The sequence below is a fragment of the Rhodococcus daqingensis genome (assembly GCF_042665615.1).
Classification (GTDB): Bacteria; Actinomycetota; Actinomycetes; order Mycobacteriales; family Mycobacteriaceae; genus Rhodococcus_G; species Rhodococcus_G daqingensis.
The window spans coordinates 1-10,577 of record NZ_JBHTCS010000021.1 but is presented as its reverse complement, the minus strand read 5'-3'; the positions used below and the strand labels follow the sequence as shown (position 1 = coordinate 10,577).

Genomic DNA, 10,577 nt, shown 5'->3' with positions numbered 1-10,577 from the left:
AGGCTCAGGCGCGGGACCGGTCGCGGCCGGCGGCGGGCAGGTGGCGCTCGAGGAACTCGGAGGGGTCGCGTGCGGACAGGAGTTCCAGGTTCTCGACGATCTTCTCCTGTGGCCAGTCCCACCAGCAGATCTGCAGCAGCTTGTCGATCGTCTGGTCGTCGTACCGCTTCCTGATCAGGCGGGCCGGATTGCCGCCGACGATGGAGTAGGGGGGCACGTCCTTCGAGACCACGGCTCCGGCGCCGAGGATCGCGCCGTGCCCGATGTCGACGCCGCTGAGGATGGTCACCCCCGCGCCGATCCACACGTCGCTGCCGATGACGATGTCACCCTTCGGCAGCGGGTGACGATCCTCGCCAGCCCCGGGGAGCTGGAGCATGATCCGGAAGGGATACGTCGTCACTTCGTCGGTGGGGTGTTGACCACCGAGCACGATCACCGTTCCGTCCGCGATGGAGCAGTACGAGCCGATCGTCAGGCGCGTCGGGTCGTGGGTGAAGGTGAGGATCCTCGGGTTCCCATAGGTTCCCACTCCGACGGTGCCGAGCCCCAGGCGCTGGACCTTCTCGATGTCCGTGAGCTTCGAGGTTCGCCGCAACCGGAATAGATTCATGTGCTCCCGCCCTTGCCGACGGTTCGCGACATGCGGCGGCCACGCCGCCGAGTCGACCCCCATCTCCCCACCCACGCTGCGCGGGCCAGAGGAAGGGTAACCCGTTCGTGTCGCTACCGTCCCGGAACTCGGGTGTGGCGTTGGCCTCGAGGAGGGTGCCTGCCATGTGGGCGCCTACAGGCGGCCATCCTGGTTGAATGTCCGGCGAGGCGTCCGCGAGCCCCGATCGGTACTAGCGGGCCAGGTGAAGGAGAGAAGTGTCAGTCGAATCCGAGAGCTCGGCCCCGGCGGTCAGCGTCTGCATCCCGATGTACAACAACGCCGACACCATCGCGCGCTGTCTGGCGAGCATCGTCAGTCAGGACTTCGACGACTTCGAGCTCCTGATCATCGACGACGACTCCACCGACGACAGCTACGAGATCGCCCGCTCGCTGGTGGGTGAGAACGCCCGGGTTATTCGCAACGAGGTCAGGCTCGGCCTCGTCGGCAACCACAATCGGTGTCTGAGCCTGGCCCGGGGCAGGGCGATCCAGTTCGTGCACGGCGACGACCGCCTGCTCCCTCACTGCCTTTCGACCCTCGCGCCGCTGTTCGACGACGCCACGGTCGGGCTCGCCTTCGCGCCGAGGATCATCGAGACCGAGGACGTGAGCTGGGGGGAGCGGCACCGACGGCTCGAGCAGAACTTCCGGGACCTGCGGTCCACGAACGACGGCGCCGCGCTGGTGTCGCAGTTCGTCCGCGGCGGCGCGCGGGGGAACTGGGTGGGCGAACCGACCTGCGTGATGGTCCGGCGGAGCACGGCCGTGGAGGTGGGTGGACTGGACGAGGGGCTCTATCAGCTCGTCGACATGGACCTGTGGATGCGCATCATGCAACGGTCGACGGTGTCGTGGTCGCCCGACGAGCTGTCGATTCGATTCCACCATGCGGCATCGGAGTCCTTCGTGAACGCCGTCCACAACAAGGACTGGTTGGACCGCTACCGGGTCCTGTCCAAGGTGGTGGTCGACCGTTCCCTACCGTTGTCGGTGCGCGCGAGCGGATTCGGATGGTGGTGGCTGGTGTGGGCGGACCTGTTGCTGGCGTCGGTGGTCCGCGGCCCTGATCGGGCCTCGCGCGCGAAACTCCTGCTCGGGTCCCCGCGGCGTGAGTTGCGTCGGGCCAGGCAGCAGGGCGCACGGCGGTTGGCGGGCGCCCCGACGACCGTGTGACCACCCCGCAGGTCAGACGAAGTAGACCCGGTGCCGGATGCTGCCGCGGATCCGCCCGGCGATGCCGGCCGCGTAGTACAGCCACTGTCCGTAGGACAGCTGCCTGAGCGGCCGGGGGACGGCGGGGTTGTGGATCGCGAGCAGGAGAAGCTGCATCGGTGTCATCGTGAGCGGTGGGCGCTGCGCACCGAGGCTGCGGTACTGCGCGTACAGCTGAACCTGCTTCTGAGCCCATGTCGACTGCTGCCTGCGGAAGGCGGTGTGGGAGCCTCGGATCCGATAGGCAACGAGGGCGTTCGGTGCGTGCGCGAGGCTGAACCCGGCCAGTTGCAGTCGCAGGCAGTAGTCGGTGTCTTCGCATCCCGCGACGTAGGACTCGTCCCAGGAACCGACGGCGTCGAATACGTGGCGCCACATCCCGAGGTTGCAGCCTCCGGCGACGGGGTACATCCCCTTGACGGCGGCACGCTGGTCGGGCGGCGGCGTGGGCAGCCAGGCGGCGGTATCCGGGTCGTTGAGGGAGGCGGTCTCGATGGACCCACCGACCGCGTCGGAGGTCGCGGCCACCGCGATCAACTCGGTCAACCAGTTCGGGTGTGCTCGATCGTCGGCGTCGCAGAACGCGAGGAAGTCGCCTCGCGCGTGTTCGATCCCGACGTTCCGGGCGTGCGAGACGCCAACCACCCCGGTCGAGTCGACGCACCGCAGGTTCAGGGTCGCCGTCAGCGGGTGGTCCCTGAGAAGCGCCCGAAGCCCGTCCGTGGATCCGTTGTCGCTGACCACGACCTCGAACTCGCCCGCATAGTCCTGCCGGGCGAGCGCGGTCAACTGCACGTCGATGAGGTGAGCGCAGTTGAACGCGGGGACGATGACCGAGACGAGGTGCGGCAGACTGCGAGACACTCGCCGATCCTATGGCCGGTGCAACGCCGGTCTCCCGACGAGCGACGAGGGCCGGCTACAGAAAGTACGTCCGGTACTTGACGCTGCCGATCGCCCGGCCGACCAGGTGGGCGCAGCTCTGCACCCAGTGCCCGCGCGAGGTGCCCGAGATTCGCTGCGGCAGTAGGGGGTTGGTCAGCGCCAGTCGAAGGACCTCGGCGACGACGGCGAGCCGGGGCCGCCGGGGAACGCCGCGGTCGACGTAGGCGGCATAGACCTTCGCGTCGGCTTCGCCGTATTTGACCATCTGCCGCCACACATCACCGAAGGTGCTGCGCAGCCGAACCGAGACGAGCGCGGCGGGAGCGTGGGCGAGGCTCAACCCGGCGAGTTGGATGCGCAGCGCCAGGTCGTTGTCCTCGCCGCCACGCGCATAGCGCTCGTCGAACCCGTCCACGGCTTCCGACGTCGTCCGCCACATGCCGAAGGATCCCGAGAATATCGACGGCATCCAGCCGAACAACATCGGTCGCTCACTCGGGTCGGGCATCGGCAGCCACCGCTGGACCTCTGCCGAGTTGAGGGTGTGGGTTTCCACGGTGCCGGCGACCGCGTCGTTGCCGGGGGCCGCCTCGACCAGGGCCGACAGCCACTCCGGGTGGGCCTGGTCGTCCGCGTCGCAGAACGCGAGGAACTCGCCCTTGGCGCGGGCGATGCCGACATTGCGGGCGTGCGCGGCGCCGGGGGCGGTGGAACTGTCGACGACCCTCAGGCTCAGTGCCTGTTCGAGCGGATGGTCGAGGAGGTGATCCTGCAGCCCATCGGTGGAACCGTTGTCGCTGACGACGACCTCGAACTCACCCGGGTAGTCCTGGGTGGCGAGCGCCGACAACTGCGCGTCGATCAGGTGTCGGGCGTTGTACGCCGGGATGATCACGGAGACGAAGCTGGGTACGCGGGCCGGTGCGGTCACGGGCTGATGATAGCCACGGTCGACCCGCGCGGAGCTCGACTCAGATATAGAAGACCCGGTGCTTGATGCTGGCACGGATCTTTCCGGCGAGGAAGCCGGTCTGGGCGAACCACATTCCCCGCGGGATCCGCGCGATGAACCGGGGCACGAGGGGGTTGAGGAGGACGACCCCGATCGAGGAGAGCGCGAGGTTCCTGACGCTGTGGCGGGGGTGCCCGTGCTCGCGGAAGGCCAGATAGAGCTTGACGGAGTTCTCCCCGTACCCGCGCAACTGCCGCCAGGTGTCCCGGTAGGTGGTGCGGAATCGGTATGCCACCAGGGCATCGGGCGCGTGTCCCAGGGTGAAATCGTTGAGCTGGAGGGTCCACGACAGCGCGGTGTCCTCACCGCCGCGGGTGAAGGACTCGTCGAAGCCGCCGACCTTGTCGATGACGGGGCGCCAGATCCCGAAGGTGCAGCCGATCGCGTAGGGCAGGTAGCCGGCCTCCTCGAAGCGCTCGTCGGGTGCGGGCATCGGGCGCCAGGACGCCACTTCCGGCGTGTTGATCGACGCCGTCTCGACCGCCCCGCCGACCGCGTCGAAGTCTCGCGCGGCGAGCGTGAGCGCGGTCAGCCAACCCGGATGAACCCGGTCGTCCTGATCCGTGAAGGCGAGGAAGTCGCCGTACGCGGCGGCGATGCCGACATTGCGGGCATGCGGGGTGCCCTGCTTGTCGGAGCTGTCGATCCACCGCAACTGCAGGCGATCGGCCAGCCGATGGTGTGCCAGGTGCTCCCGCAGGCCATCGGTCGATCCGTTGTCGCTCACCACGACCTCGAAGTCGCCGGTGTAGTCCTGTGCGGCCAACGCGTCGAACTGTTCGTCGATGAGGGGCAGACCGTTGTAGGCGGGGATGATGACGGAAACCAGTCGGGGCTGCACGGCCGGAGTCTATGGCACGGAAGGTCGGTGGACCCGGCTGTTTCGTGGACCGTGGGCGCACGGCCGCCACACCCACTGTGACGCGCATCACTCTATCGGGTGGACGTATGTCCGATTCGGACCGTCGAATTAGGGTGGCGGTCGATTCTCGAGCGAAAGTGGGAGCGAAGTGCGTGCACGAACGCTGGCGGCGACGCTGTTGACCGCGGTCCTGCTGGGTGTTGCGCCCGCCGCTGCGACCCCGGCCGAGCCGGCCGCCGCCGCTGCCCGCGTCGAGGGAATCGACAAGCACACGGACCGCCAGTGGGACGTCAACGTCTACTCGCCGTCGATGGGCCGGGCGATCCCGCTGCAGGTGATCAGGCCCGCCGACACCAGCGAGCCCCGGCCGACCCTGTACCTGCTCAACGGGGCGGGGGGAGGCGAGGACGGCGCCGACTGGGAGAACCAGACCGACATCGTCGAGCTCTTCGCCGACAAGAACGTCAACGTCGTGATCCCCGCCGCGGGCATCTTCAGCTACTACACCGATTGGCAGAAGGTCGACCCCAAGCTGGGGGTCGCACACATGTGGCAGACCTTCCTCACCGAGGAACTGCCGCCGGTGATCGACGAAGCGCTGGGAACGAACAAGGTCAACTCGATCGGTGGCCTGTCGATGTCCGCGGGATCGGTCCTCGACCTGGCGATCCAGGCGCCCGGGCTCTACAAGGGCGTCGCCTCCTACAGCGGCTGTGCCCGGACGAGCGATCCGGTGGGCCAGGCGTACATCCGCACGGTCGTCGAGGTGATGGGAGGCGCGGACACCACGAACATGTGGGGCCCGTACGACGGGCCGGCCTGGCGCGAACACGACCCGTACCTCAATGCCGAGAAGCTCCGGGGCCTGTCCATCTACATCTCGACCGGCAACGGGCTGCCCGGCGTGCACGAGGATCCGAACGCGCCGCGCAACCCGAAGTCGCCGCCGCTGGCCGACCAGGTGGCGATCGGCGGTGCGATCGAGGCCGCCACGAACCTGTGCACCCGTCAGCTCGCCGACCGGCTGCGCGAGCTGAACATCCCGGCCACGGTCGATTTCCGGCCCAACGGGACCCACTCTTGGGGGTACTGGCAGGAAGACCTGCGCAAGTCGTTGCCGCTGCTCTCCGCGTCCCTGGGGATCTGAGCGGCGGGTCGTTCGAAAACCAGACCGCCGGCCCTTATAACGGTGTTTCGGCGGCAATGGCGCCATAGTATCCGGTTCGTAACCGAACGTTCTCCGAATAGCAACCCAATCCCCGCGGAAGCTGGGTTAGGTTTCCCCCTATCGCTCGGTAGCGCGAATGCGTTACACGTAGACGCAGATCCGATCGTCGGGATGCGCACGTCGAGGTGAATCGGGAAGAAGAGGTGGGCGAATGAGCGGACTGCCCAGTGGAGTCGACGGGATCATCCGCGCGATCTTCGCCTACGAGTTCGAGGGCCATGCCGTGGCCGACGAGGTGGTGATCGGCGCCATCCGATCCGGGGAGTTCGGGGAGTACCTCGACGCGGTCGAGTCCTCCGGGATGTTCACCCCGTCGGTGGTCGACTCGATCGGGTCCGCGTGGTCGCGCGACCCCGAGTTGCTCGTCTCCGCGTTGCTGGACGGCGTGGACTCGATGAACCGCGTGGCGGTCGCCGGATAGCGACATTTGTGTGCACATCAGTCACATTTGTCACGCCAGTCACTCTGTTATCAGATCGTTGGCGAGCCGAAGGTTCAATGCACGGAATCGGGGATAGCGTGAGCTATCGCCGGAGCACCGCACAGTGTTACAGCGAATCTGCCGTCATTACTGACGAAGGGACCGACACGATGAGAGACCTGGGATCCCACACGAAAGAGCTCGTCAGCGCCGTGCTGTCGTACGAATTCGACGGCGGCGAGATCGATGCCTGCGCGATCGATCTGGTGCGAGGGGGAGAGTTCGCGGAGTGGCGCGATGCCCTGACCGATTCGGGTTTGTTCACCGACGACGCGGTGGAGGTGATCGGGTCGGCATGGCGCCGGGATCCGGAGCTCCTCGTCGACGCACTGCTCGACGGGGCGGATGAGGTCTCACGCCGCAGGCTCAAGACGATCCGACGTCCCGCGCTGCTGCCGGTTCACGTGCCGGCCGCCCGGGTCGTCGCCTTCGGCTGACGAGTGGTGGCGGGGCCGCGCCCGCCGGCCAGGCCGCGGCCGCCGCTCAACTGCGTTCGTCGATGACGATCGCATCGTCGTCGGACAGGGCCCGGTACGGGGTGCCCGCCAGCCGGTAGTGCTCGGCGACCTCCTCGATCAGGGCCGACTCCTCGGCCCCGTATCCCGGCGAGCGGAAGTGCGGCACGATCGCATGGTCGACCAGGCCCAGACCCTCCCAGATCACCGGCACCCCACAGGCCGGTCCGACCTCCGCCGGATCGTCGAGTCGTTCGAGCCCGCGCAGCGACGGTGACATCACACAGGCCCCCGCGCTGTACCCCGCATAGACCAGCGAGTCGGAGCGCAGCAGCTCCGGCAGCACCACGTCGGCGCCGCTGCGGGCGAACTGGGCGCGCAGCACGAAGGTGTTGCCGCCGCGTACCCACACCATCGCCTGTCGCGCCAGCTCCGCGCGCAGCGATCCCGGGTCGCCGACGAACTCACGCAGATCCAACTCCCGTGCGTCGAAGCCCATCCGGCGGAGCGGCGCCACGTCGCTGACCACCGCGGAGTCCCGTCCCACCTCCCATGCGTCCGCGGCATTCGCGATGACGGCCACCGGCCCTGCCTCGCCGACCAGGTTCAGCAGCAGATCGGGATGCGCCCCAAACCTGTACGAGGACAAGAACAGTCGCATCAGATGGTGAAGGCGAGGTTGTTCGCGATCTGTCGGCCGAGGGCCTCGTCGCCGAGAATCGTGATCTCCCCGGAGTGGTCGGCGGCGGACGTCCGGCCCCCACACAGCCGGGTGAACAGCCGCGAATCGAGCCGCAGCGTCGTGGTCGCGGGCCCGTCCAGGGCGGGGACGACGGCGGCGCGGCCGTCGACGGCGATGTGGATGTCGCGGGCGAGCGGACCGGTCAGGGCGAACGTCACGGTCGAGCCCTGCGGCGCGCCGCCCTTCTTGCCGACCGCGAAGCCGAGCCCCCCGATCAGTTCCACGAGCGAGTACTCGGCCCGCGGCCCACCCTCCTCGCCGGGCAGGCCGACGGCATCCCGGATGTCGTGTTCGTGGAACCAGCAGTCGAACAGTCGGGTCCGCATGAACCGGCCGTACGTGTCGGGACCGACCGGCGTCATCGACGGGGCGTCGAAGTCGTCCTGTGTCATCGCGGACAGCGCCGCGCGTCGCGTGCGGGTGATGTCGCGGAAGCCCGAGAGCACCTCGGCGTGGCTGTGCGAGCGCAGGCCGGTGACCCAGCGTTCGTTGAAGGCGCCGATCGCATTGCGGACGTGAGGGGAGTCGGGCACCTCGTCCGCGGCGACCGGCGGCTCGACATCGCTGAGCATCGACTCGATACCGATCAGGTGGGCGACGACGTCGTGCACGGTCCATCCGGGCAGGGGTGTCGGGCTGGCCCACTGCTCGTCGGTGAGCCCGGCGAGCAGGCGGTCGAGGACGTCCCATTCCTCGAACAGGGCGGCGGTCAGCGGTTCACGATCGATCAGCGTCGGCTGCTTGGCATCGCTCACCCGCGCAACTCTAGGTGCTGTGTTGCCCGGCTGCGGGGATATGCGGCTTGGGGGTGCACCGCGGGCAGCCGTGCTCCGCGCCGTCCGGGAGAAACGATCCGCATTCGGGGCACACCCGGTCGAGCCAGCACACCGGGTCGCCGCCGAGGTCGTCGGCGGAGATCACGAGTCCGACTCCCGCAGGAACTCGGCCAGCACCTCGGCGTGGCTGTGCTCGAGGTCCCTGGTCGCGGTCAGCAGGACCAACGGGCGACCGTGCGCGAGCTGCTCGACGCGGGCGATCGCCTCCTGGCCCGCGTCGGACTCGAGTTCCGCGCGGTAGCGGGCCCGGAACTCCCGGAAGTGTGCGGCCTCGTGGCTGTACCACCGGCGCAGCTCGGTCGACGGCGCGAGGTCCTTGGCCCAGTCGTCATAGTGGAACGCGTCCTTGCGGATGCCCCGCGGCCAGAGCCTGTCGACGAAGATCCGCGCACCGGGCTCGGGCTCGGGGTGGTCGTAGACGCGCTCGACCGTGACGGTCGGCTTGGTCCGTCTGGTCATCGACACCTCCGCGAACGGTCGGAACATCAGACTACGCGGTGACCGGAGTCACATTCGAATGTCCGAGATCGGTGAATAGTCCTGTTCGGACTCGATTCAGTGCCCACCCTGAGGGATCAGATTTCCCTACGGCACCGTAACTCTGGCTAGTGTTGTGAACTTCGTGCCGCTGGGTCATCATCCGCTTGTCGCACGGGCACCGCCGTCCGCTGCGGTGCCGAAACCACCTACCGCAGGAAGTACAGACAGTTGGATACATCGCAGAGCTCGCAGCAGCCGCGCCCAACGGTCGGCGTCGTTCGGGAAATGAACGACGGCGAACGCCGGGTCGCGTTGGTCCCCAAGATCGTCGCCACGCTTCGCGGCAAGGGCGTCGACGTGATCGTCGAGTCCGGGGCGGGTCTGGCCGCCCTCATGCCGGACGAGTTGTACGTCGAGGCGGGTGCGACGATCGGCGACGCATGGTCCGCGGACGTCGTCCTCAAGGTCGCGGCCCCGAGCCCGGAGGAGACCGCCCGGCTCCGCTCCGGCCAGAAGCTCATCGGCTTCCTCGCGCCGCGCACCAACGAGAGCGGCATCGCCGCGCTCGCGGACGCGGGTGTCGAGGCGTACGCCGTGGAGGCGATCCCGCGCATCTCCCGCGCCCAGGTGATGGACGCACTGTCCTCACAGGCCAACGTCGCCGGCTACAAGGCCGTCGTGCTGGCGGCGTCGGAGTCCACCCGGTACTTTCCGATGCTGACCACGGCCGCGGGCACCGTCAAGCCGGCCACCGTGCTGGTGCTCGGTGTCGGCGTCGCGGGCCTGCAGGCGTTGGCCACCGCGAAGCGTCTGGGCGGCCGTGTCACCGGTTACGACGTGCGCCCGGAGGTCGCGGACCAGGTCCGGTCCGTCGGCGCCCAGTGGCTGGATCTGGGCATCGACGCCGCCGGTGAGGGCGGCTACGCCCGTCAGCTGACCGAGGACGAGCAGGCCCAGCAGCAGCAGGCGCTCGAGGACGCGATCAAGGGCTTCGACGTGGTCATCACGACCGCACTCGTCCCGGGCCGCCCGGCCCCGCGCCTGGTCACCGCCGCCGCTGTCGAGGGCATGAAGCCCGGCTCGGTGATCGTGGACCTGGCAGGCGAGACCGGCGGCAACTGTGAGCTCACCGAGCCCGGTCAGACCGTCGTCAAGCACGGCGTGACGATCTGCTCCCCGCTGAACCTGCCGGCCACCATGCCGGAGCACTCGAGCGAGCTGTACTCCAAGAACCTGTACGCCCTCATCGAGCTGATGCTCGACGAGAGCGGCGCATTCGCTCCGGACTTCGACGACGAGGTGCTCGCCGCCGCGTGCGTCACTCGCAAGGAGGCATCAGCCTGATGTACACCGAACTGTTGGCGAACATCGCGATCCTGGTCCTGGCCGGGTTCGTGGGCTTCGCCGTCATCTCCAAGGTGCCCAACACCCTGCACACGCCGCTGATGTCGGGCACCAACGCCATCCACGGCATCGTGGTGCTCGGCGCGCTCGTCGTGCTCGGTCACCTGCCCGGCGACTCGCCGTGGAGCATCAAGATCATCCTGTTCGTCGCGCTGGTGTTCGGCACCCTGAACGTCGTGGGTGGCTTCGTCGTCACCGACCGCATGCTCGCGATGTTCAAGCCCAAGAAGGAGGTCGCAGTGTCCGACAAGAATGCGGCCGCCGAGAAGAAGGGGGCTGACGCCTGATGGGCTACCTCGTCTCCATCCTGTACATCGTCGCGT

General features: G+C 68.1%; 13 protein-coding genes. 6 read left to right on the top strand and 7 right to left on the bottom strand.

Annotation, left to right across the window (positions count from 1 at the left end):
• Positions 1 to 4: 4 nt before the first annotated feature.
• Positions 5 to 613 (bottom strand): CatB-related O-acetyltransferase, encoded by a 609-nt coding sequence (locus ACFQS9_RS17285; RefSeq protein ID WP_378406870.1) that lies wholly within the window; start codon positions 611 to 613, stop codon positions 5 to 7.
• A 257-nt stretch (positions 614 to 870) separates the two neighbouring features.
• On the opposite strand from ACFQS9_RS17285, the gene ACFQS9_RS17280 reads away from it, so the two are divergent.
• On the top strand, positions 871 to 1,830 hold the full coding sequence (locus ACFQS9_RS17280; RefSeq protein ID WP_378406868.1) for a glycosyltransferase family 2 protein: 960 nt from the start codon (positions 871 to 873) through the stop codon (positions 1,828 to 1,830).
• 12 nt (positions 1,831 to 1,842) lie between these two features.
• Here the strand turns inward: ACFQS9_RS17280 and ACFQS9_RS17275 are convergent, their stop codons facing one another.
• Genes ACFQS9_RS17275 through ACFQS9_RS17265 form a run of 3 tightly spaced genes read right to left on the bottom strand, consistent with a single transcriptional unit; the run spans position 1,843 to position 4,607 of the window.
• Positions 1,843 to 2,733, bottom strand: coding sequence for a glycosyltransferase family 2 protein (locus tag ACFQS9_RS17275; protein ID WP_378406866.1), 891 nt, complete (start codon positions 2,731 to 2,733; stop codon positions 1,843 to 1,845).
• A gap of 55 nt (positions 2,734 to 2,788) precedes the next feature.
• Positions 2,789 to 3,685, bottom strand: coding sequence for a glycosyltransferase family 2 protein (locus ACFQS9_RS17270; protein ID WP_378406864.1), 897 nt, complete (start codon positions 3,683 to 3,685; stop codon positions 2,789 to 2,791).
• Between the two features lie 40 nt (positions 3,686 to 3,725).
• Entirely contained in the window at positions 3,726 to 4,607 is an 882-nt protein-coding gene (locus tag ACFQS9_RS17265; RefSeq protein WP_378406862.1) for a glycosyltransferase family 2 protein, read from the bottom strand.
• 169 nt (positions 4,608 to 4,776) lie between these two features.
• On the opposite strand from ACFQS9_RS17265, the gene ACFQS9_RS17260 reads away from it, so the two are divergent.
• From ACFQS9_RS17260 to ACFQS9_RS17250, 3 genes are all read left to right on the top strand, one after another.
• Positions 4,777 to 5,775, top strand: a complete 999-nt coding sequence (locus tag ACFQS9_RS17260; protein WP_378406860.1) for an alpha/beta hydrolase — start codon at positions 4,777 to 4,779, stop codon at positions 5,773 to 5,775.
• Between the two features lie 232 nt (positions 5,776 to 6,007).
• Positions 6,008 to 6,277, top strand: coding sequence for a hypothetical protein (locus ACFQS9_RS17255; RefSeq protein WP_378406858.1), 270 nt, complete (start codon positions 6,008 to 6,010; stop codon positions 6,275 to 6,277).
• A gap of 170 nt (positions 6,278 to 6,447) precedes the next feature.
• Positions 6,448 to 6,774 (top strand): hypothetical protein, encoded by a 327-nt coding sequence (locus ACFQS9_RS17250; protein WP_378406856.1) that lies wholly within the window; start codon positions 6,448 to 6,450, stop codon positions 6,772 to 6,774.
• Between the two features lie 46 nt (positions 6,775 to 6,820).
• Here the strand turns inward: ACFQS9_RS17250 and ACFQS9_RS17245 are convergent, their stop codons facing one another.
• From ACFQS9_RS17245 to ACFQS9_RS17235, 3 genes are all read right to left on the bottom strand, one after another.
• Complete coding sequence (locus tag ACFQS9_RS17245; protein WP_378406854.1) at positions 6,821 to 7,453, bottom strand: Type 1 glutamine amidotransferase-like domain-containing protein; 633 nt, start codon at positions 7,451 to 7,453, stop codon at positions 6,821 to 6,823.
• A complete protein-coding gene (locus tag ACFQS9_RS17240; protein ID WP_378406852.1) occupies positions 7,453 to 8,289 on the bottom strand; it encodes a maleylpyruvate isomerase family mycothiol-dependent enzyme in 837 nt (278 codons plus the stop codon). The genes ACFQS9_RS17245 and ACFQS9_RS17240 overlap by 1 nt, the downstream gene beginning before the upstream one ends.
• A 162-nt stretch (positions 8,290 to 8,451) precedes the next feature.
• A complete protein-coding gene (locus ACFQS9_RS17235) occupies positions 8,452 to 8,829 on the bottom strand; it encodes a DUF488 domain-containing protein (RefSeq protein ID WP_378406850.1) in 378 nt (125 codons plus the stop codon).
• Positions 8,830 to 9,078: 249 nt separating this feature from the next.
• Between ACFQS9_RS17235 and ACFQS9_RS17230 the strand changes: the two genes are divergently transcribed.
• Together ACFQS9_RS17230 and ACFQS9_RS17225 are read left to right on the top strand one after the other, a co-directional pair.
• Positions 9,079 to 10,194: a Re/Si-specific NAD(P)(+) transhydrogenase subunit alpha gene (locus ACFQS9_RS17230; protein ID WP_378406848.1), complete on the top strand. Its 1,116-nt coding sequence runs from the start codon at positions 9,079 to 9,081 to the stop codon at positions 10,192 to 10,194.
• Positions 10,194 to 10,541, top strand: a complete 348-nt coding sequence (locus ACFQS9_RS17225) for an NAD(P) transhydrogenase subunit alpha part 2 (protein ID WP_378406846.1) — start codon at positions 10,194 to 10,196, stop codon at positions 10,539 to 10,541. The genes ACFQS9_RS17230 and ACFQS9_RS17225 overlap by 1 nt, the downstream gene beginning before the upstream one ends.
• Positions 10,542 to 10,577: the final 36 nt, after the last annotated feature.

Bases quoted from the DNA above. Each gene is read 5' to 3' on its own strand.
- ACFQS9_RS17285 (WP_378406870.1), bottom strand. From the start codon at position 613: ATGAATCTATTCCGGTTGCGGCGAACCTCGAAGCTCACGGACATCGAG.
- ACFQS9_RS17255 (WP_378406858.1), top strand. From the start codon at position 6,008: ATGAGCGGACTGCCCAGTGGAGTCGACGGGATCATCCGCGCGATCTTC.
- ACFQS9_RS17250 (WP_378406856.1), top strand. From the start codon at position 6,448: ATGAGAGACCTGGGATCCCACACGAAAGAGCTCGTCAGCGCCGTGCTG.
- ACFQS9_RS17245 (WP_378406854.1), bottom strand. From the start codon at position 7,453: ATGCGACTGTTCTTGTCCTCGTACAGGTTTGGGGCGCATCCCGATCTG.
- ACFQS9_RS17235 (WP_378406850.1), bottom strand. From the start codon at position 8,829: ATGACCAGACGGACCAAGCCGACCGTCACGGTCGAGCGCGTCTACGAC.
- ACFQS9_RS17225 (WP_378406846.1), top strand. From the start codon at position 10,194: ATGTACACCGAACTGTTGGCGAACATCGCGATCCTGGTCCTGGCCGGG.